Source organism: Brevibacterium sp. FAM 24630, assembly GCF_049804075.1.
In the GTDB taxonomy this organism is placed as follows: domain Bacteria; phylum Actinomycetota; class Actinomycetes; order Actinomycetales; family Brevibacteriaceae; genus Brevibacterium.
The window spans coordinates 276568-297849 of record NZ_JBNBZD010000002.1; the positions used below are offsets into that span (position 1 = coordinate 276568).

Annotated in this window: 19 protein-coding genes; 3 read left to right on the plus strand and 16 right to left on the minus strand. The window is 66.9% G+C overall.

What is annotated here, in order from left to right:
• Positions 1 to 26: 26 nt before the first annotated feature.
• The 12 genes from ACPUD7_RS02685 to dcd all read right to left on the minus strand — a co-directional run bounded on the left by ACPUD7_RS02685 (position 27) and on the right by dcd (position 11984).
• A complete protein-coding gene (locus ACPUD7_RS02685) occupies positions 27 to 722 on the minus strand; it encodes a hypothetical protein (protein WP_425119044.1) in 696 nt (231 codons plus the stop codon).
• On the minus strand, positions 719 to 2245 hold the full coding sequence (locus ACPUD7_RS02690) for an ATP-binding protein (RefSeq protein ID WP_425119045.1): 1527 nt from the start codon (positions 2243 to 2245) through the stop codon (positions 719 to 721). The genes ACPUD7_RS02685 and ACPUD7_RS02690 overlap by 4 nt, the downstream gene beginning before the upstream one ends.
• On the minus strand, positions 2242 to 2994 hold the full coding sequence (locus tag ACPUD7_RS02695) for a response regulator transcription factor (RefSeq protein WP_135541623.1): 753 nt from the start codon (positions 2992 to 2994) through the stop codon (positions 2242 to 2244). Before ACPUD7_RS02695 ends, ACPUD7_RS02690 begins: the two co-directional genes overlap by 4 nt.
• Complete coding sequence (gene mnhG, locus ACPUD7_RS02700) at positions 2984 to 3379, minus strand: monovalent cation/H(+) antiporter subunit G (protein ID WP_135541625.1); 396 nt, start codon at positions 3377 to 3379, stop codon at positions 2984 to 2986. Before mnhG ends, ACPUD7_RS02695 begins: the two co-directional genes overlap by 11 nt.
• The gene (locus tag ACPUD7_RS02705) at positions 3369 to 3992 is read right to left on the minus strand and encodes a monovalent cation/H+ antiporter complex subunit F (protein WP_425119046.1); all 624 of its coding nucleotides are present in this window, start codon (positions 3990 to 3992) and stop codon (positions 3369 to 3371) included. Before ACPUD7_RS02705 ends, mnhG begins: the two co-directional genes overlap by 11 nt.
• Positions 3989 to 4579 (minus strand): Na+/H+ antiporter subunit E, encoded by a 591-nt coding sequence (locus ACPUD7_RS02710; protein WP_135541629.1) that lies wholly within the window; start codon positions 4577 to 4579, stop codon positions 3989 to 3991. Before ACPUD7_RS02710 ends, ACPUD7_RS02705 begins: the two co-directional genes overlap by 4 nt.
• The gene (locus tag ACPUD7_RS02715; RefSeq protein ID WP_425119047.1) at positions 4579 to 6159 is read right to left on the minus strand and encodes a Na+/H+ antiporter subunit D; all 1581 of its coding nucleotides are present in this window, start codon (positions 6157 to 6159) and stop codon (positions 4579 to 4581) included. Before ACPUD7_RS02715 ends, ACPUD7_RS02710 begins: the two co-directional genes overlap by 1 nt.
• Positions 6156 to 6836 (minus strand): Na(+)/H(+) antiporter subunit C, encoded by a 681-nt coding sequence (locus ACPUD7_RS02720; RefSeq protein ID WP_425119049.1) that lies wholly within the window; start codon positions 6834 to 6836, stop codon positions 6156 to 6158. Before ACPUD7_RS02720 ends, ACPUD7_RS02715 begins: the two co-directional genes overlap by 4 nt.
• Entirely contained in the window at positions 6833 to 9877 is a 3045-nt protein-coding gene (locus ACPUD7_RS02725; RefSeq protein ID WP_135541722.1) for a Na+/H+ antiporter subunit A, read from the minus strand. Before ACPUD7_RS02725 ends, ACPUD7_RS02720 begins: the two co-directional genes overlap by 4 nt.
• Before the next feature lie 171 nt (positions 9878 to 10048).
• Positions 10049 to 10195 carry a hypothetical protein gene (locus ACPUD7_RS02730; RefSeq protein WP_425119050.1) on the minus strand — a complete coding sequence of 49 codons (147 nt, stop codon included), beginning with the start codon at positions 10193 to 10195 and terminating at the stop codon, positions 10049 to 10051.
• Complete coding sequence (locus tag ACPUD7_RS02735) at positions 10192 to 11409, minus strand: hypothetical protein (protein ID WP_425119051.1); 1218 nt, start codon at positions 11407 to 11409, stop codon at positions 10192 to 10194. The genes ACPUD7_RS02730 and ACPUD7_RS02735 overlap by 4 nt, the downstream gene beginning before the upstream one ends.
• A complete protein-coding gene (gene dcd / locus ACPUD7_RS02740) occupies positions 11406 to 11984 on the minus strand; it encodes a dCTP deaminase (RefSeq protein WP_135541635.1) in 579 nt (192 codons plus the stop codon). Before dcd ends, ACPUD7_RS02735 begins: the two co-directional genes overlap by 4 nt.
• Positions 11985 to 12319: 335 nt before the next feature.
• On the opposite strand from dcd, the gene ACPUD7_RS02745 reads away from it, so the two are divergent.
• The 3 genes from ACPUD7_RS02745 (at position 12320) to ACPUD7_RS02755 (ending at position 15927) form a co-directional block, all read left to right on the plus strand.
• Positions 12320 to 13741 carry an LPXTG cell wall anchor domain-containing protein gene (locus tag ACPUD7_RS02745; protein WP_425119052.1) on the plus strand — a complete coding sequence of 474 codons (1422 nt, stop codon included), beginning with the start codon at positions 12320 to 12322 and terminating at the stop codon, positions 13739 to 13741.
• A 6-nt stretch (positions 13742 to 13747) separates the two neighbouring features.
• Complete coding sequence (locus ACPUD7_RS02750; RefSeq protein ID WP_425119053.1) at positions 13748 to 14902, plus strand: ABC transporter; 1155 nt, start codon at positions 13748 to 13750, stop codon at positions 14900 to 14902.
• Positions 14903 to 14967: 65 nt separating this feature from the next.
• A complete protein-coding gene (locus tag ACPUD7_RS02755; protein ID WP_135541641.1) occupies positions 14968 to 15927 on the plus strand; it encodes a hypothetical protein in 960 nt (319 codons plus the stop codon).
• Between the two features lie 105 nt (positions 15928 to 16032).
• On the opposite strand, the gene ACPUD7_RS02760 is transcribed toward ACPUD7_RS02755, so the two are convergent.
• The 4 genes from ACPUD7_RS02760 to ACPUD7_RS02775 form a co-directional block, all read right to left on the minus strand.
• Entirely contained in the window at positions 16033 to 18003 is a 1971-nt protein-coding gene (locus ACPUD7_RS02760) for an NHL domain-containing thioredoxin family protein (RefSeq protein ID WP_425119054.1), read from the minus strand.
• Positions 18004 to 18132: 129 nt separating this feature from the next.
• Positions 18133 to 18966, minus strand: coding sequence for a heme ABC transporter ATP-binding protein (locus tag ACPUD7_RS02765; RefSeq protein ID WP_425119055.1), 834 nt, complete (start codon positions 18964 to 18966; stop codon positions 18133 to 18135).
• Entirely contained in the window at positions 18960 to 20174 is a 1215-nt protein-coding gene (locus tag ACPUD7_RS02770; RefSeq protein WP_425119056.1) for a FecCD family ABC transporter permease, read from the minus strand. The genes ACPUD7_RS02765 and ACPUD7_RS02770 overlap by 7 nt, the downstream gene beginning before the upstream one ends.
• Positions 20171 to 21199, minus strand: coding sequence for an ABC transporter substrate-binding protein (locus ACPUD7_RS02775; protein WP_425119057.1), 1029 nt, complete (start codon positions 21197 to 21199; stop codon positions 20171 to 20173). The genes ACPUD7_RS02770 and ACPUD7_RS02775 overlap by 4 nt, the downstream gene beginning before the upstream one ends.
• Between the last annotated feature and the right edge of the window lie 83 nt (positions 21200 to 21282).

Consider the following 21282-nt stretch of genomic DNA (forward strand, 5'->3'; position numbering starts at 1 on the left):
GGAGAATCGCTTGAGCGCGACCGCCTCTAGCGGAAGGTCGGAGCCGGGACCTTCTGCCCGCCGATCGTCACCGTCGGCAGCATCTTCTTGAAGTCCTCATCCGCCTTCGCGTGTTCCTTCACAGCGCGCATCTCGATGGAGAGATTCACCAGTCTGCCGTTGATCGTGTATCCCGTCTGCACCCCGTACATGAGTGTGGGCTGGCTGTTGATCGCGAGGATCTCAGACGACCCCAGCTCGCCTTGGAAGCTCCAATACTCGCCGGCGTTGAGGGAACCGGTCGTCTCCGACAGAACCTGGGAGCCCTTGCCGTCGAAGGTGTATTTGCGCTTCGAATCGATGATCGCCTGCGCGCTGCCGCCGAAGTCCTCGGAGCAGTTGATGAGGATGACGTCGGAATCCCGACTGTCGGAACCGCGATGGAACACCCGGAACTTGTCGGTGTCTCCGGCGCCGCCCGTCCAGTCGTCGCCGAGAGCGAAGGAGATGGTCACAGGACAGGAATCGCCGAGCGAGATCGTCTTCTTCGACATCCCCTCGGGGATGCCCGCATCGGTGGGCTTGTCCGTGGGTTCGGGGCCCGGTGTCTTCTGCACGCCCACGCGCACGGGGCCGGCATCCTTGTCCTCGGTGCGGATCTGCAGGACCGAGCAGCCGCTGAGGAGAACGGTCAGCGCGAGCGTCCCGGCTGCCGCGAGGCGCAGCGGTGACACCGAGCTCACGGCTGCTCACCGTTGTCTCGGCGGTACGGCGGCTGCGGTCCGCTGTTCGGCTGCTGGGGCCAGTGGGGTCCACTGTTCGGTTGCTGGGGGCCACTGTTTGCCTGCTGCCCGCTGCTCGACTGTCCGAAATTCTGGGGCCCGCTGTCCGGCTGCTGATACCCGTGCGGTCCGGAGTTCGACTGCCCGAAATTCTGGGGCCCGCCGTTCGGCTGCTGGTACCCGTGCGGCCCGGAATTCGGCTGGCCGAAATTCTGGGGTCCGCTGTCCGGCTGGCCGAAGTTCTGCTGGCCCCCGTGCTGCTGGCCCGGCTGGCTGCCGACGGGCGGTCCGCCCTCAGGAAGATTCTGTGCGCCCGGCCCTGACCGCGGCGGCTTGAACTGGGAATGCTGCCCGGAATCGGGTGGGAATCCACCGGAGACGGACTCTCCGGTGGTGCGGTTGACCAAAGCTCCGTCGACCCGTTCGAGGCGACGCTTCGAAGTCCGCCGCGGGGTGCCGAGGATCCGGCCCTGCAGTTCGGCCTCGTTCGGCTGTCTCGGGGGAAGGAACCCGGGAGACCGCCGCGAATCCGCCTGCTGCATCGGCTGCACCGGGTGCGAACCGGCGGCAACCCGATCCATATGCTCCGACATCTGCGGAACCGTGACGGGCGCGGCATCGGCGAGCACCGGCAGGACGATGCGCACCGAGGTGCCCACACCCTCCTGGCTGAACAGCTGCACGGAACCGCCGTGCCGGGTGACGATGGCCCGGACAAGCGAGAGTCCCATCCCCGAACCGGCGACCGCCCGCACCCGGGAACCGCGGGAGAGTTCGTCCCAGACGGCTTCCTGTTCGGCCAGCGGAATGCCGCTGCCGGTGTCGGCGACCTCGACGACGACCCACCGGTGTCCATCGATGATCTGCTCGTTCGCGCGCAGCTCGACGACCTCGGCCTGCGAAGAGTATTTGAGCGCATTGCCCAACAGGTTGAGGATCGCGGTGAGCAGCAGATCCTCCTCCCCGGCGACATCGGGCAGCCGCCACGGAGCACGGGCGACCGTGGCCACGATCATCCGATCCTCGGCGCCGGGCGCGGTCGAGGCGTCCTCGACCGCCTGATGGATGAGCGCGTCGAGGTCGACGCGGGCATATTCGATGATGCGCGTTTCGACATCGGCGAGTTTGCGCAGGTCAGCGAGCAGTCGGGCGACCCTACGGGAGGACACGTCGACCTGTTTGGCGGCGGGCTCGACCTCGGTGAGGGTGCCTCCGTCGCGGACGACTTCGCGGATGCTCGCCGCGGATGTGCGCAGCGCGGTCAAAGGGTTCTTCAGCTCATGGTCGAGGCGGATGAGCATGCGGTTGCGCTTGGTCATCGAGTCCTCTGCCGCGGCCGTCTCGATGGATTCCCGCAGCTGCGCCTCGCGCCTCTTGAGATACCGCCATCCGAACCAGGCGCCGACAGCCAGCCCCGCGAGCACGAGGACGAGCAGGAGCAGGAACAGCCAGACCTGGATCTCGACGACGAGGAAGTTCGTCATAGACGCCTCTGCCCGTCCTCACCGCGGACCTCACCGACGAAGCGGTATCCGCGCCCCTGGACGGTCGCGATCCACCGCGGTTCGGCAGCGTCTTCGCCGAGGACGCGTCGCAGTTCGGCAACGCGCGAATCGACGGCACGGGTGCCCACGGCCTCTTCGAATCCCCACAGCACCTCGAGCAGGCGGGAGCGTTCGATGAGTTCGTCCTTGTGCACCATGAGGTATTCGAGCAGGGTGAAGCCCTTCGGGGTGATGACGAGTTCGCGCTGTCCCAGCCAGGCACGCCGACCCACCCGGTCCACGCGCAGGCCGAAGCTCGAGACGAGTACCGGTGCGGTGGCCAAGGGCGGCCCGTCATTGCGGGTCCGGCGCAGCACCGCCCGGATGCGGGCGACGAGTTCGTGTGGATCGAAGGGTTTGTTGAGGTAGTCGTCGGCGCCCTCTTCCAGCGCCATCGCCCGTTCCACACCCTCACCGACCTGCGTCAGCAGCAGCACCGGGACCCAGTTCTCCTCCTGCCGCAGGCGTCGGAGCACCTGCCGGCCATCGGCTCCGGGCATGAGCACGTCGAGCACGCAGACATCGGGTTTGTGGCGGTGGATCTCGTCGAGTGCCAGCAGGCCGTCACTGGCCGGCAGGACCCGGAATCCGGAACGCTCGAGGAAGGGCACCACCGCACCGAGCACATCCGGCTCGTCGTCGGCAACCAAGACGAGTGGTTGGGGCTCGGTGTGATTGTCAGCCGTCATGGTGCTCAGTTCCGGTTCCTCTCTGGCGTTCCCAGGCAACTTCTCGGGCCTCGGCACGGTCGACCGCCTCGGCGAGTTCATCTCGATACAGCATAGAACGACGCAGGTGTTTGGTGCGATAGCCGGCGCGGCCGACCATATGGGTGGCGACGGGGATCGTCACGAGCTGGAAGGAGATGACGATCGCCAGCGTCGTCACCGTCGCCCAGGTCGGGAACTGGATGGCGACCGCCACGGCCACGAGCATCAGCCCCAGGACCTGGGGCTTCGCACTCGCGTGCATGCGTGAGAGGAGATCCCCGAACCGCACGAGACCGAGCGCCGCAGCCAGGGACAGCACAGCGCCGAGGAGGATGAGCACGGCCGAGATGATGTCAAGAACCATGGGTGCTCCCGTCGCCGCGGCCGGGGGCAGAATCATTGCGGCCAGGGGCGGAATCGTCTCGGCCAGGGGCAGAATCACCGCGGCCCGTGAACATATGCTCGGCGTCGTCGGGTCCGGGATCGGGTCCGGTGCCCTCACCTTCCCCGCCGGCATCAGCGTGTGCGTCGAAAGTCGGGTCCGAGATCTCGGTGACCTCATCGGAGACCGGGACCGAACCGGGCCCTGGCGCTGCTCTCCGGGCAGCAGCCTCGGCGGAATCGTCGTCCTGGGCATCTTGGGACATGTGCCAATCCGATGCCGAGAAGTCCGACAGCGCTCCCGACTCGGAGCCGGGCGTCATCGAATCGGATTTCGATACGTATCGCGACACGCTCACGGAGCCGACGAAGCCGAGCATCGCGAGCACGATGAGAACGGGCAGCAGATCCGTGCGGTCGGCCAGGGCCATGTACCCGCCGAGTCCGCACATGATCGAGGCGAGCACGACATCGGTGCCGATCATCCGGTCGAGGATCGAGGGGCCGCGGACGATCCGGTAGAGCGCGATGAACACCGAGGCGGCCAACAGCACCGACCCGGCGATGACGAGGAGGTCGAAGACGATCTGACTCATGCGCGTCCTCCCTCGACTTCGCCCAGCGGATCTGGGCGGGCACGCAGTGCCCCGAGGTCGCGGGCCGAACCGAGGGTGCGGATGAGCAGCTCCTCGATGTGGTAGACCTGCGCCTTCGCCTGATGCAGCTTCTCCTCGGAATCGCAGTCGAGGAAGTGCAGGTAGAGGATGCCCATCGCGCGATCACTGTCGATGATGATCGATCCCGGGATGAGGCTGGCGGTGTCGGCGATGAGGGTGAGCACGAGATCGGAGCTCGTGCGCAGATCGCAGGCGATGACCGAACCGGCGCCGACGGCGCGGCGACGGAACGCATACCAGGCGACCTCGATCGAGGCATGGAGGACCGAGTAGAGGAACCACAGGGCGAACACCGCGCCGTGCCAGACGTTGAACCGACCGGAGAGCACGACGGGAGGGAGGTAGAAGATGCGGGTGACGAGGAAGGCGAGGACGATCCCGGAGACCACGGTGAGTACGGTGATCGAATCCCACAGCATCAGCCACAGCAGGACCAGCGAGACGAGCAGCACGAACTGCTGGACGATTCCGCGGCCGCGGCTCATCCGTGCCCGGTTCGGACTCATCAGTCGTCACCTCCGAGCACGTTCGTGACATAGTCGATCGGCGTCTGCAGATTCTCGGCGGCGCGATTCGCCATGTCCCACAGGGGTTCGGCCGCGACCGTGAGGATGAGGGAGGCGATGACGACCACCGAGGTGGCCACCACCATAGCAGGGGGCACGCCGATCTGAGACTTCCACTTCTTCCCCGCCAGCAGCGTCTTCTTCCGGTCGGCGAATTCCTCGACGAGGTCCTCGTTGGGCTCTTCCACATCGGCCGGATCACGCCAGAACGCGAGGTTGAAGGTACGGCCGATGACGTAGAGCGTGAGAAGGCTCGTCACGGTGCCCGCGACGATGAGGACGGTGGGCAGCCACGCCTGATCGTCGAAGCCGGCGAGGAACAGGGCGACCTTGCCGATGAATCCGGAGAACGGAGGAATGCCCGAGAGATTGAGCGCGGGAATGAAGAAGATGATCGTCAGCACCGGCGAGAGCACCATGAGACCGCCCAGGGACCGCGTCGAGGTGGACCCGCCGCGCATTTCCACGAGCCCGATCGCCAGGAACAGCGCGGTCTGGACGATGATGTGGTGGACCGTGTAGTAGATCGCCGCGGACAGGCCGACACTCGTGCCCAAGGCCACGCCGAAGAGCATGTAGCCGATGTGGGAGACCAGGGTGAAGGACACGATCCTCTTGATCTCCGACTGTGCGATGGCGCCGAGGATGCCCACGAGCATCGTCAGCCCCGCCGCGATGAGCAGCGGCACCCGCAGCGAGGATTCGGCGAAGAGCAGGGTCTCCGTGCGGATGATCGCATAGATGCCGACCTTCGTCAGCAGACCCGCGAACACCGCGGTCACCGGGGCCGGAGCGGTCGGGTAGGAGTCGGGCAGCCAGAAGGACAGCGGGAAGATCGCGGCCTTGATGCCGAAGCCGAGCAGCAGCATCACGTGGAGGATCATCTGCACATCGGCAGGCAGCTCGGAGAGCCTCTGCGACAGCTGCGCCATGTTCACGGTTCCGCACGCTGCGTAGATGATGCCGATCGCGGCGAGGAAGATCACCGAGGAGACGAGCGAGATGATCACATAGGTGACTCCGGCCCGGATGCGCTCGGCCGTGGCTCCGAGGGTGAGCAGCACATAGGAGGCGACGAGGAACATCTCGAAGCCGACGTAGAGGTTGAATAGGTCCCCGGCGAGGAACGAGTTCGCAATGCCCGCGCACAGCACCAGGTAGCTGGGGTTGAACACGGAGATCGGGGTCTCGTTCGAATCGTCGTTGGCGTCCTGGCTCAGCGCGTACACGAGCACGCACAGAGTGACCAGCGAGGACACGATGAGCATGAGGGCGGAGAGCCGGTCGGCCACGAGCACGATGCCCGCCGGCGGCTGCCAACCGCCGATCGCCACGACCTGCGGACCGTGCATGTCGACGCCGAAGAGGATGATCGTGGCGATGACCATGACGGCCACGAGGATCGCGACCGACACGAGGTTCTGCATCCGTGTGTGCTTGGACAGGATGAGGGCGATGCCGGCGCCGAGCAGCGGCAGCAGCACCGGCAGCGGGACGAGGACGGGCAGCAGATCGATCATGGCCGGTCCCCCTTCCCGTGCTCGTCATCCGGCTCCGTGTTCCCGGACTCGTCACCCGGCGCTGTCTCTTCTCGGGCCGCTTCTGCGGCCTCCGCTTCAGCGGCGCTGTGCGCTTGCGTCTGGGACTCCACGACCGCCTCGGCGATGTCATCGGCTTCAGTCGGGGTCTCCGCGTCCTCGATCTCCTCGGCGATCTCCTCCCGCTCTTCGGGAGTGCCGTCGTCGTCGAGGTCGACAGCGCCGACGATCGGGGACTCGGCCTCGTCACCGAACTCGGTGTCGTCGTAGTCCGTGCTCGCCTCCGCTTCGGAGTCGATGACCTTCGTGATCGCGACCTGGAGGTCGGTGTCGTCGTCCTGCAGCGAATCGGCGCGCATGAGCCTCCAGGAGCGGTAGATCATCGCCAGCAGGAACGCGGTCACGGCGAAGGTGATGACGATGGCGGTGAGGATGAGCGCCTGCGGCAGCGGATCGGACATGCCCTCGGTCGACAGGTCCTTCCCGTCGGTCAGGGGCGGCGAACCGCGTCCGGCGGTGAGGATGATGAGCAGGTTGACCCCGTTGCCGAGCAGGATGAAGCCGAGCAGGACGCGGGTCAGGGAGCGTTCGAGCATGAGGTAGATGCCGGAGGCGAAGAGGACACCCATGGCCAGGACCATGATGAAGGGCATGCTCATAGGCGGCCTCCTTCCGCACCGTTGTCGACGTCGAGCTCATTGACCCGGTGGATGATCTCGGACACGGCGCGGTGTTCGGCGGTCGATCCCATGTTCTCGGAGAAGTTGACGTTGTCGTGGATGCGGTGGGTGAGCATCGCTTCGTCACGTTCCTGGTGCAGGTCGACCTCGGCTCCGAGCGAGCGGAGGATGTCGAGCATGAGGCCGATGACGATGAGGTAGACGCCGATGTCGAAGAACGTCGACGTGCCGAAGGACAGATGACCCAGCAACGGCAGATCGCCTTCGAGGTAGACGGAGTCGAAGACGGTATCGCCCCACACCCAACCGCCGACGACGGTGAGGATCGCGGTGACGAGACCGGTGCCGAGCATTCCCGAGGGAGTGAAGGGGGCCGCCTCGGCGAGTTCGTACTTGCCTCCGGCGAGGTAGCGCACGACGAGAGCGAGACCGGCGACGAGGCCGCCGGCGAAACCGCCGCCGGGTTCGTTATGGCCGGCGAAGAGGAGGTAGACGGAGAAGACGAAGACGGCGTGGAAGATCAGTCGCGCGGTGACCTCGAGAATGATCGACCGGTTGCGCGGAGCCAGGGTGCGGCCGGCGATGAGCCAGGACACACGTTTCTGGGACAGGTCCTCCCGCCCGGGATGGTGGAGGTCGACGACGTCCTCGGACACGGGTTGGAAGCGGATCCGGCCGGCCGCCTCGGTGCCGTCCTTCTTCCTCTCGAACCGGTGCAGGTGGCCTTCGCGGCCGCGGACGAAGATGAGTCCGGCGACACCGGTTCCCGCCGCCACGAGCACGGAGATCTCACCCATCGTGTCCCAGGCGCGGATGTCGACGAGGGTGACGTTGACGATGTTCTGGCCGTGGCCGAGTTCGTAGGCGAGCTGACCGAAGTCCGTCGAGACCGGGTCGGCCACGCGCACCCCGGCGGCGATGAGGACCACGAGCATCACCGTGATGCCCACGGCACCGCCGATGATCGCCCGCCAGGCGGGAGTGAGACGCCCCGTGGATTCGCCGATCCGGGCCGGCAGACGGCGGAGGACGAGGACGAAGACGACGATCGTGATGGTCTCCACCAGCACCTGGGTCAGGGCCAGGTCGGGGGCGCCGACGAACGCGAAGTACGCGACCATCGCATAGCCGGAGATGCCGGTGACGACGACGGCCGTGAAGCGCTTCTTCGCCCGGGTGGCACCGATCGCGACGACGATGAGGACGGTGGCGACGATGAAGTCGAGAGGGGTGTCGGAGAGGCGGAAGTCGATGTTCCAGGTGTCGTTGGCGATGATGGCCAGGCCCACTCCGGCGACGAGGACGAGGTAGACCACACCCTGGTAGAACGGCAGCGAACCGCGTTGCGTGCGGGCGGTGACCCACAGCGCCAGTGCTTCCATCCAGCTGATGAGCCGCCGGTAGAGCTCGTGGAAATCGATGCCCGAGGGCAGAGTCGACTGCACTCTCGCGAACGGGTGGCGGAGGAAGAACAGGGCCGCGCCGACGGCGACCGTCACGGCGGTGAAGGCGAGCGCCGGTTCGAAGCCGTGCCACAGCGCCAGGTGGTAGTGCCCGTCCTCGGCGGCCACGATCGGCAGCTCGGCGGTCCAGGCGGAGAAGTATCCGTCAAGTAGTCCGGCGCCCGGGCCCAGCGCCAAGGTGAGCGCGGTGAGGATGATCGGGGAGAAGACGAGGCCGAGCTTCTCATCGCGGCGGGCGATGTCGTCGACGCCGGGCTTCGAGGAGAAAGCGCCCCAGACGAAGCGGGCGGAATAGGCGACGGTGAGGATCGAGCCGATCATGATGCCGATGAAGCCGATGACCGAGGCCTTGTCCGGTGAGGACAGGAGGGTCGAGTAGGCGGCTTCCTTGGCGGCGAAGCCGAGCAGCGGGGGCAGTCCCGCCATCGAGGCGGCGGCGATCGTCGCGCACACGGCGACGACGGGGAATGCCTTCCAGCCGCCGGAGAGCTTCGTGAGGTCACGGGTGCCGGCACGGTGGTCGATGATGCCGACGCACAGGAACAGGCAGGACTTGAACAGGGCGTGGGCGATGAGCAGCCCGAGTGCCGCCTTCGTGATGTCCGGAGTGCCGAAGGAGGCCATCGTCGTGAGGAAGCCCAGCTGGGAGACCGTGCCGAAGGCCAGCAGCAGTTTGAGGTCGGTCTGCTTCAGCGCCTGCCAGCCGCCGATGAACATCGTCAGCAGGCCCAGGGTGAGCAGCACTTCGGACCAGCCGGGGATGTTGTTGTAGCCGGGGGCCAGGCGCAGCACGAGGTAGATGCCGGCCTTGACCATGGCCGCAGCGTGCAGGTACGCACTGACCGGGGTGGGGGCGGCCATGGCGCCGGGCAGCCAGAAGTGGAAGGGCATGAGCGCGGACTTCGAGATCGCGCCGATGAGGATGAGGATGATCGCGGAGATGATGACTCCGCCGGTGTCCATGCCCAGCTGTGCCCGGTCGATCAGGGTCGAGATCCGGCCGGTGCCGGTGGCGGTGATGAGTAGGACCATGCCCACGAGCATGGCCAGACCGCCGGCGGTGGTGACGATGAGCGCCTGCAGGGCCGCCTGACGCGAGCGGCGCCGGGACTGGCTGTGTCCGATGAGCAGGTAGGAGAAGACCGTGGTGCCTTCCCAGAACAGGTAGAGCATGAGGAGGTCGTCGGCGATGACGAGTCCGTACATCATGCCTGCGAAGGCCATGAAGATGCCGGCGAACCGGGCCAGTCCGGGTTCGTCGGGCGGGAAGTAGCGGGCGCAGTAGACGAAGACGAGCGCCCCGACTCCGGTGACGAGCAGCGTCATGATCCATGAGAGCACGTCGAGGCGGAACACACCTTCGAGCCCGAGCTCCGGGAGCCAGTTCATGCTTTCGACGAGCGGATGGGCGCCGGGGCCGAAGAGGTCGTGAACTTTCGAGAGGCTCAGCACCAGTCCGGCGAAGGGGACGAGCGCGAGGTAGAAGAAGGCGTTGCGGCCGAGGAGACGAACCAGGGGGTAGGCGATGACAGACGCGCCGAAGAAGGCACCTGTCATGGCTATCACCGGCAGCCACCTCCGTCATATGCCTGTTTGTGAGAAAGGTTCGTGAGTTTATTTTTGCACGGACAGACGAAGTTTCCCCAATTGCGTGCACTCGGCCGAACCCGTTTCTCGCCCGCCCTCGCAGTCATCGGCGGGGTCCTCGGCGCAGTCATCGGCGGGGGCCTAGGCGCAGTCCTCGGGGCAGTCCTCGGCGAGGTCCTTCGCGAGGTCCTCGGGGTAGTCACCGGCGGGGTCCTCGGTCGCATTCCCAGGACGGTCGCAGACGGCGCCGACGGCCCCATCGGGTGCCGTGGCCCCGTCGACGCTCACTCGCGCAGCTGGCGGCTGGTCACGAGGAAACCGTTCTCGTCGACTCCCACCCCATCGCAGCCGACGAGGAGCTCCGCTCCGATCGCGTCGGTCAGTCGGGCCACCTCGGCGCGCATCCTGCGGAATCGACGCCGCGGATTCGGTTGGTAGCGCCGGGACTCGGTGTCCATCCAGTGCACGTGGTATTCGATCTGCGGGGCATCCGTGTGGGCGGCGATGATCGGCGGCACCCACTCGGCCTCCATCACCCGGATCTCGAGGCCGCCGGCGGCCTCATCGATGTCTCCGAGCGGGACGAGCAGGGCGTAGCCGTCGAGGATGACGGGGGCCGAAGGATCGAAGAGCGGGTCGTCGATGTTCGCCTGCACGAGCACATCCTCGTCGGGGGTGGGCAGCGACTGCTGGAAGGCGTGCGGGGCGTGGCGGCGCACGAACTCCAGGGCCACCTGCGGTTCCAGCCAGTAGGGCGAGTACAGGTAGAGGTCGACCTTCGCCTCGGGGTCGGGGATGATCACTCGCGTCGGCAGTCCGGGCTCGTCGGCCAGGCGGACTCCCGTGTGCAGGCGGGAGGCGATGGCGAGCAGGAGGCTGAGCACCCGCTCCTCCTCCCGGTCTGGCATGCCCTCGGGGAAGGCCGCGTGGAGGCCGTCGGCATCGGCGAACCAGTCCGGTGGCGGGGAGGGCTGACGGTCGCGGGGACAGTCGACGACGATCGCGTGGTGGGCCCAGTCGGGGACTTCGAGGGCGGCGGCATCCGCGGGTTCGAGGACCGTGCCGGAGCTGAGCCGCGAATGCCGACTCAGCCTCATCTGTCCGTGTTCGTCGAGCTGCGGGTGCAGGTCCGGCAGCTTGTTGTGGACGAGTGCGAGGACGTCGGAGATCTCGACGGCATCGTCGAGGAGGAGAAGGTGGAAACCCCGCAGATCCGCCGAGGTGGGAGTGTCGACCGGCGCGGATGCGCGGTGATCACCGTACCCGGGGCGACCGGTCGAGGGCATCCCGGTCCGGCGCCGAGCCGGGGCGGAGGCTCCGGGTCCGGGCGCCTCATCCGAGACGGAGGGTGCGGGCGCCGGCGACCCATCTGATCCGGAGCGCGCAGGGCCGGTGTCCCCGGACGCGGCGAGACCGCCCTGGTAGCGCGCGGCGTCGGCACGCTCGCGTTCGGCGCGTTCGGCGGCTTCGCGTTGGCGCCGCAGTTCGCGGCGGGTGATCACATGTCCCTCCGGTAGAAGTTCAGGTGCGAACGGGATGCGGTCGGGCCGCGCTGGCCCTGGTACCGGTTGCCGGTGGCAGCGGAGCCGTAGGGGTTGACGGCAGAGGAGCTGAGGCGGAAGAAGCACAGCTGCCCGATCTTCATGCCCGGCCACAGCGTGATCGGCAGGGTTGCGACATTGGACAGCTCCAGGGTGACGTGACCGCTGAATCCGGGGTCGATGAATCCGGCCGTCGAGTGCGTGAGCAGGCCGAGCCGGCCCAGCGAGGACTTCCCTTCGAGCCGTGCCGCGACATCGTCGGGCAGAGTCACGAGTTCGTGCGTGGAGGCGAGGACGAACTCGCCGGGGTGCAGCACGAAGGGCTCTCCCGGTGCGGCCTCGAGGAAGCGGGTGAGTTCGGGCTGTTCGAGGCTCGGGTCGATGACCGGATATTTGTGGTTGTCGAAGAGCCGGAAGTACCGGTCGAGGCAGACATCGACACTGGCCGGCTGGATCAGCGAAGGGTCGTAGGGGTCGAGGGCGATGCGGCCGGAGTCGAGCTCGGCGCGGATGTCGCGGTCGGAAAGCAGAGTCACGTATCCGATGGTAGTCGTTCCGGCCTCTTCACGCTCGAGATCCGACGGCTCGGCAGCTCAGAATTTCCCTCCGACTCTGCGCGACACGCCGCACCTAGGTCACAAAACGATAACGATTACTCCAATTTATGCTGGTTTTTCCCCGTGTGTCTCCCCATAGGCGCTGATGAATGCTTTAGAGTTATGAGCTGTACGGACCCGCGCACGATGGTGCCTTCCCCTTCTTAAGCCAAGGAATGCCGGGAGTCCCATCGCCTTTCGTGGGTAGACAACAATCGAAAGGCATTACTGTGAAGACCTCGCGTCTTGTGCTTGCCCCCGCAGTAGCCGTTGCTTTGACAGGTCTTGCTGGCGCCCCGGCGTTCGCAGCGACAGAGTCCACCGCTTCGGTACCTCAGCAACCGCTGTGCGCCCAGGGCGACCAGCAGTCATCGAGCGACTCCGAAGCCGACTCCTCGGTACCCGAAGAGTCGGATCCTCAGGCGACCCTTGCGCACGCGCAGGTCACCCGGGCCGATATCGCGAACAGCAAGAAGGGAATCGGCTTCTCCGGAACCGGATTCACCGCAGATGAGAAGGCCACCGTGACCGTCATCGGCACCGATGGCACCGACTACACCCCACCCAAGAAGCTCACGGTCGACGAGAAGGGTCAGGTGTCCGGCACCTACTTCTTCACCGCGACCGAAGACGCGCAGGTGCCTGTCGGCGAATACTCGCTCTACCTCACCGACCTCAAATCGGAGAAGAAGTCGTCGAAGGTGACCTTCGAGGTCGTCGCTTCGGATTCCGATGTCGACGATTCCGACCCGACCGGTGACAACTGCGAATCGGCCACCGGTCCGATCGAAGATCCCAGTGAGACCGACGAACCGTCGGAGACGAAGACCGACGAACCCTCCACCGAGGCACCGGAACCGTCGGAGACGAAGACCGAACAGCCGTCTACCAAGGCTCCGGAACCGTCGGAGACGAAGACCGAGGAACCCACCACCAAGGCTCCAGAGCCGTCGGAGACGAAGACCGACGAGCCCACGACCAAAGCTCCGGAACCGACCGAAACCGACAAGACGGATGAGGCTCGGGCCAAGGCCCCGACCGAGACGGACGAGGCTGAGAGCGACGAGGCTGAGACCGACGAACCCACGTCCGAGGCTCCGAAGCCGACCGAAACCGACGGAGACGAGTCCTCCGCGGCCCCGAAGGACGAGAAGTCCGAGGACAAGGAATCCGAATCCACCGGACCGGCCAGCCCCGGAACCGAGGAGAAGGAAGCACCGGCCGCTGCCAAGCAGTCGCTCTCCATCGACCCGACCGAGATCAGCTCCGAGGACTTCCTCGACAAGGGCATCAAGCTCGGCGTCAGCGGAGCGCAGCCCGGCGAGAAGGTCACCATCACGGTCGAGCACGCCCAGGGCAAGGTCGACCGCTACACGATGACCAAGCAGGCCGACTCCGAGGGCAAGGCCACGTTCGGTGTCCAGGCCAAGGTCAAGGCTGTGCTCGGCACCTACAACGTCCGTGCCCAGGCCGAGAGCTTCGATGAGCCTCAGGGCGGAAGCTTCACGGTGCTGACCAACGGCACGGCTGTCGACGAAGGCGGAAGCGACTCGGGCGCTGCCGGCAGCGATCTGCCGCGCACCGGTGCCGAGATGACCGGACTGGCGCTGGGAGTCGGCCTGCTCGCCGTCGGTGCCGCAGCCGTCATCATCACCCGTCGGCGGATGAACGCCTCCGATGATCCAGCGGAGTTCTAAACACAGTTGAACGATGAATTGTCCCTCGCGGGGCTGCAGCTCGACGGACGCGAGATCGATCTAGGACGTCTGCGAGCAGGGACAATGCTCGGACTCATGGGCAGCCCGGACAGCACCACTGCGGTGGTGCTGTCCGCGGCGAGCCTGCCCCACGTCGCACCACCGCCACGCTTCCCGACCGGATCCCGGTCGGGTCGTTCGCGTGTGCGCAGCTGGATGAAGAAGTACCTGCGTGAAGCCGATGCCGGATCTGGGGAGGCGGCATCGGCAGCGTCTCAATCCGCTGCACTGACAGCATTCGGTCTGCGTCCGGAGGTCCTGCGCCGCCGGATCGCGGATCTCGAAGCGATCGACCGTGCCCGCCTCGTCCTGGCCGCGGCCTGGGCGAGCGGCGCGACGTGGCTGACGTTCATCGATCCCTTCGCTTCGGTCCCGAGCCACCTGCGCACGGGACTGCGCAACCGCTTCGCCGAACTCGTCGCCCACGAGGGGCGCGGGGTCGTGTTCAGCTCCAATTCGCTCACCGACCACACCATCGCCGAGGCGGGGGTGGCCGATATCGAAAAGGACCAGCTCGTCGCATTCGGTTCCCTGGAGCAGATCGTCAGCGAGCCCAGGGGCTCACTGCCTGCCGAGCTCAGCGGAGTCAACGTCTATTCGGGCCTGGCCCGCAAAGGATGGCTGTCCATCGGCCATTCGGCCGTACGCGCCCGGACCGAACTCGACGGGAAGGTCTTCGTCACCCTCGGGTGGCGTGCCGCCCTCCTGTCACTGGACGAACATGACCCGGCGTTCACCTCGGCGACGGTGTTCGAAGCCATCGTCACCGGATTGCGTGATCGCGGTACCTGCCTGCAGGCGAAGCTCTCGCCGGTCGACACCGAGATGGGGCTCGCCCTCGATGTCGACCTGGCCGACCTCGCCGGTGTGCCGGACCGAAGGCCTGCAGGCACCGATGAGTCGGTGGAGGCCCCGGACGGGGACGAGGAGTCGTCGGCTGCGGGAGACGTGGCCGCAGACGGCCGGTCCTCGGCCGGTTTCGGCATCATCCACCCCGGCCTCGGCGCCACGATCACCGAACTGCGTGAAAACGTCAGGGTCGGCACCCACGTCTTCGTCGAGGTCGACACCTCCGCACTGCATGCCTACCCGGTGGAATGAGGCTCGGCAGATAGACTGAGACCTGCTCAGTCCCCCGCTCAGTCCCCAATCGAATCAGGAACGACATGCGAACCTCGCGCAGACTTCTGATCTCGGCGCTGACGGTCGTCGTCCTCACGGTCGCCGCCGTTCCTCTCCTCAACTTCACCCTCTACACACCCGCCCGCGCCGCCGAAGCCTATATCGGTGCGCTCGAACAGGGTGACGCGAATCGTGCTTTCTCCTATCTCTCCGCGCCGACTCCGAACTCGACGTTGGCGCTCAGCGATGAGGTGCTTTCGGCGGCCCCCGATCTGCCGCGGGAAGCCGAAGCGAAGACTCTGTCCGTCGACGGCGATCACGCGAAGGTCCGCCTCAGCTTCAACCTCTCCTCGCAGGAGCAGACGATCGATCTGACGATGGTCCGGCTGCCCGCGAGCGCGGGGCTCTTCGACCGGTGGGCCATCGAACAGAAGGAGTGGCCGACGCTGTCACTCAACGTCTCCGGTTCGTCGACGGCGACGATCAACGGCTATGGGGTCAGCACCGGAAAGGTGCCCGTGCTGTTTCCGGCCAGCTACCTCGTCGGCTTCGATGCGACGTATCTGAAGTCGAAGTCCGAACGCGCCGAGGTGACCGCTCCCGGCGACTCTCCCACCGTCACGCTGTCGCCCGAACCGACGGCCAAGCTCGAAGAGACCGTCGAACAGCAGGTCACCGACCATCTCAAGGACTGCATGAAGTCGAAGACCCTCATGCCCTCGGGCTGCGTCTTCGGCTACGACACGGACAACACGATCATCGGCGACATCACCTGGTCACTCGAACGCAGCCCGCAGATCGGCCTGACCTCGTCGGGCAACGACCTCGAACTCACCCCGTCGACGGTCGAGGTGCGGGTCAAGGGCCGCTATCGAGACATCGTCACCGCGGCCGAACACGACCTCGACGAGAAGCTCTCCTTCGTCCTCGGCGGCTCCGTGGTCGTGAAGTCGTCCCGGGTCAGCTACGAGCCGCGCCGCCTCGGTGACGTCTCCGTGGTCTGATGCGTGCGGCGTCGTCTCATGCGGATGGCATCGTCTGATGCGTACCGCGCTGCGCGCATGATGCTGAGCGATCGGCGCTGAACGAACGGCGCTGAGCCGAGCGCCTCAGGCGCCGCGCAGATCGAGGTTGAGCTCGTTCGGCGCCGAGTCCGCGAGATCGACCGGAATGCCCCAGTCCTGCTGATAGAGGTGGCAGGCCGCGTGCAGGGGGATCTCTCCCCCGGGCTCGCCGTCACAGGCGGCGGCTCGAGCGGTCACATGGAGCACTCCCCCGTCGAGATCCGGGTTGATGACGATCTCGCGGTTGAGCCCCTCGGCTCCCCCATCGCCGGAGACGATGAGCTCGGGCGGGGTCGCCGAGACCTGCAGGAACGTGGGATCTCCCCACCGGTCGTCGAGCTTCTGCCCCGAGGGCACCGTGAAGCTCACGCTCAGCGACACCGGTCCGGAGACGATCTCGGTCGACGGTCGCTTCGTCGTCAGCGCCCCCTCGTCGACCGTCTGGGCGTCCTTGGGCAGTCTCACCCTCGTCAGCGCGTGGGAGGCGGACTCGACGACGAGGAGCTCGGCCTCACTCGAGGACTCGGAGCCGCCGGCGGAGTCATCACCTCGGCCGGAGGAGTCGCCGTCGCCGACTGCTGAGTCGACGACGAGGATGTCCGAGGGTTCACGCAGACCGCGGGCCAGGGTCGTCACTTCCTCGGTGTGCGGGTCGTAGCGGCGGATGGCCCCGTTGTAGGTGTCGGCGATCGCGATCGACCCATCGGGCAGGGCGCGCACTCCCAGCGGATGCTGCAGGCGCGCCTCGGCGGCGGGACCGTCGCGGAATCCGAAGTCGAAGAGGCCGACTCCCACGAGCGTGGTGACTTCACCGGTGACGGGGTCGAGGCGACGAATCGCCGAAGTCTCGGAATCGGCGATGAGCACCTGGCCGTCGGCATCGAGGTCGAGGCCCGAGGACTGGGCGAACCACGCGGATTCGGCGTCTCCGTCGCTCAGCCCCTCATTCATCGTGCCCGAGAGGATGCGGATCGCTCCGTCCTTCGGATCGAACGACCAGATCGTGTGGTTGCCGGCCATCGCCACGACCACCTCGGCGGTGGAGGGGACAAAGAGGACATCCCACGGCGACGAGAGCTTCACGTCGAGCCCGGGGCCGTCGTATCGTCCCAGTTCACCGTGTTTGCCGCGGACATTGTCGATGGCGCCGACCATGTGCTGCTGCCCGGTGCCGGCGATGGTCGTCACGGTTTCGGATTCGAGATCGATCCCGCGCAGGGTGTGGTTGACGGTGTCGGCGACGACGATCCCGTACCCGACCTCGGCGGCGAGGTCGTCGGGCAGCACGGTGATGCCGCCGGGCTCGCTGAACGACGCCGAAGCGAAGTCGCCGTCCGCGGCCCCGCGCTCTCCCGTGCCGATGCGGCGGATGATCGTGGTGCCGTCGGCATCGTATTCGACGAGGCCGTGGTGGCCGGAGTCAGCGACGAGGAGATGCCCGGAGGGCAGACGAGTGACCTTGCCGGGGTAGAACAGGTCTGTTTCGGGTGCCGGCGGCGGAACGTAGGGGCCGTCACCGGAATGCAGCGTTCCCTTGGCCGAATGCTCGTCGATGAGGCCTTCGATGATCTCGGTGAGCCCAGCGGCGTGGCCCTCTCCGGACATCGTCGCCACGAGGTAGCCCTCAGGGTCGATGACGGCCAGGGTCGGCCAGGCGCGAGCGGTGTAGGCCTGCCAGGTGACGAGGTCCGGGTCATCGAGGACGAGGTGTTCGACCTGGTAGCGTTCCACGGCCTGGTCGACGGCCTCGACGGTGCGTTCGAACTCGAACTTCGGCGAGTGGACGCCGATGATGACGAGTTCCTTCGCGTACTTCTCCTCGAGGGGACGCAACTCGTCGAGGACGTGGAGGCAGTTGATGCAGCAGAAGGTCCAGAAGTCGAGGAGGACGACCTTGCCGCGCAGGTCGGCCAGGGTCAGCTCCTTGCCGCCGGAGTTCATCCATCGGCGCCCGACGAGTTCGGGGGCCCGGACCTTCACGGCGTGCGAGGCGGCGGTCTGCGGAGTGGAGTTCATGCCTCCATCTTCACAGATCCGGCGCCGAGGTGGCAGTCCGGGTGTCACGATGTGACCGGTCAGACGGGCCGGTCAGACGGACAGGTTCCGAGGGACCGGTTCAGACGGACCGGTCAGACACGGACCGGTTCAGACGGGGACGAGGATGGGAGTGTCGATCCCTTCGGCTTCGAGGCGGCGCACGCGCTGGCCGTAGACCGCTTCGACGAGTTCCTCGCTCAGCGCCTGTCCCGGGGGACCATCGGCGACGAGGCGACCGTCGCCGAAGACGAGCACCCGATCGGCGTAGCGCAGAGCGAGGTTGAGATCGTGGAGGACGACGATGACTGCCGCCCCTTCGTCGCGCAGGCGTCTGACCGAGCGCAGGAGTGACTCCTGATGCCTGAGGTCGAGCGCGGCGGTGGGCTCGTCGAGGAAGATGATCGGCGTCGTCTGCACCCTCGTGCGCGCATAGGACACGCGGGCGGCCTCCCCACCGGAGAGCGTGGTGATGTCACGATCCTCGAAGCCGCACAGGTCCGAATCGGCGATCGACTCGGCAACGAGGCGGTCATCGCGGTCGACGTCGACGTCCCAGGGCAGGCGCCCCATGTGGACGGCCTCCTCGACGCTGAAGGCGAAGTTCGCACTGTTGTGCTGAAGCATCACCGAGCGCCTGCGGGCCAGCGGCCCGGACTTCCATGACCTCACCTCCGTGCCGGCGATCTCGACGGTGCCCCGGGTCGGAGCGATGTCGCCGGCCAGAAGGGAGAGCATCGTCGATTTTCCCGCTCCGTTCGGGCCGACGAGCGCGACGACCTCACCGTGGCGGAGACTGAACGAGATCCCGGAGACGAGTTCCCGTCCATCCACGCAGAAGGTGACATCCTGGGCCCGGACGACCGCCTCGGCGGACGTGGTCGCCTGCGGTTGAAGGCCGGAGCCGTGGGCATCGGGGGTGCGGCTGTGTTGAGTCTTCACCATGAGCTCTTCTTCATCCGGACGACGAGGAACAGGAAGAACGGGGCGCCGACGGCCGCGGTGAACAGGCCGATCGGGACCTCCGAGGGCGGGGCGACGACGCGGGAGGCGCAGTCGGCGGCGACGATGAGAATCGCCCCGGCGATCGCGGAGATCGGCAGCAGGCCGCGGTGGCCGGGGCCGACGATGATGCGCACGATGTGCGGAACGACGAGGCCGACGAATCCGATCGCGCCGGCGAAGGCGACTGCGGCACCCGTGAGCAGTGCGGTGGCGATGATGATGATCAGACGGCTGCGTCGGACATTGAGGCCGAGGTGTTGGGCTTCGCGTTCGCCGAGCGTGAGGACATCGAGGGCGCGCGAGTTGAGCAGGACGATGGCAAGACCGATGAGGAAGATCGGCAGGGTCGCCCAGAAGTGCGGCCAGATCACCTTCGCCAGCGACCCCATCTGCCAGAAGGTCAGCGTCTGGAGCTGCTGGTCATCGGCGATGAAGGTGAAGAACCCGGTCAGCGCCTGACAGCCCGACCCCACGGCGATGCCGACGAGCAGCATCCGCGAGGTACCCGTGTTGCGTCCGGGACGCGCCAGCACATAGATGAGTCCGGTGACGGCGAGGCCGGCGAGGAAGGCCCCGATGGGCAGCAGCCAGGTGATGCTGCTGCCCGCGAGCACGATGACGCTCACAGCACCCGCCGAGGCTCCGCCGCTGACCCCGATGATCCCGGGGTCGGCGAGGGGGTTGTTGAACAGGCTCTGCAGCGCCGCGCCCGAGATCGCGAGGGCCGCGCCGACGAGCACTCCCATGAGCACGCGGGGCACGCGCAGCTGCCAGACGACGGAGACGTCGCGCTGGCTGAGGTCGGCACCGTCGACGACACCCAGTTGGGCCCCGACGATGCGCGCGACCTCGGCGAGGGGGATCCGCAGCGGACCGACCGAAGCAGAGACGGCCATGAGCACCGCAAGCACCGCCAGGCCGATGATCACGCAGGTGAGCAGCGGGAGTCGGCGGACGGTGTGGCGCGCCTCGGTGCCCGAGCCGGCCCTGCGGCCTCGCCCAGCGGAGCCGGTCGGGGCCGCAGGATCGACCGAACGCCCGAACGCCGCCGAGGCGCCGGTGGCGTCCGCGTTCTCGGTGGCATCCGGTCCGGCCGGGGCGCCTGCGGTGCCCGGGGCGGCGGTGCGAGTCGGAGCCTTCGGGGTCACGGGAGCTTCGCGACAGCCTCGGCGAGGGCCTGAGCCCCGACTCCGATCTCAGGGCTCGAGTACTTCAGCTGAGCATCGAGCATGACGAAGACCGCGGAGTTCTGGCCTGCAGGAGTCTGATCGAGCGTCGGGAACGCCTTCCACAGGCCGTCCTCGCCGCCCCACTTCTCGTAGTCGGATTCGGCCATGACGATGACATCCGGCGCCGAGGCGACGATGCCCTCATTGCTGAACTCACGGGAGTAGCCGCGCAGCTTCGACTCCGCGCCCACACTCGTGTAGCCGAGGGTCTCGATCATCTCATTGCCCGGAGTCCCAGTGCCGGCGACCGCGTTCTGCCCGCCGGCTCCCGTGGCAGTGACCTCGATGATCGACAGATCCTGCTTGCCCGAGTCCTTCGCGGTCTTCGCGGCATCGGCGAGCTGGTCGTCGACGGTCTTCGCGAGCTCTTCACCCGCCTCATCGGCACCGACGTAGGAGGCCACGGCCTTGAGTTTGTCCGATTGGGACTGCTGATCGTCCATGACCACCGCATCGGTGCCGGCGTCCCGGAACTGACCGGCGACGTCACCGTGGCGCTTCGTGTTGTCGCCGATGAACAGGGCGCCGTCCATCGCCAGCAGGCCTTCGACCCCGGTGCTCTTACTGAACTCGAAGTGCTGCGGGGCATCGATCCCCTCGGGCGCCGCCGAGTTCTCGGGCGCGGCCTCGATGTTGTCGGCCAGGCCCAGCGCGCCGAGCGTCGATGCGACGCCGTCGCCGGCGACGATGATCTTGTCGATGTCCTTGACCTCCACCTCGGTGCCGGTGCCGTCGGTGACCGTGGCAGGCAGTTTCGGTTCCGCCTCGATGCCGGAGAAGTCGCTCGTACCGCCGACCTGGGACCACCCTTCGGGAAGTGGAACCGAAAGTTCGGAACCCGCCGCTTCTGCCGGGGTATCGTCTGCGGCCTCGGATCCGGTGCTGCCGCAGCCGGCAAGGGCCAGTGCGCACACGGCGCCGATGATCGAAAGTCCTGTTCTCATTGCTCTCCTCAAGAGGGACGTCGGCCGCTGTGTGGGCCGACGTTGTCATGCCCGTCGACCGTCCGCCGCGGGCAACGTCATCG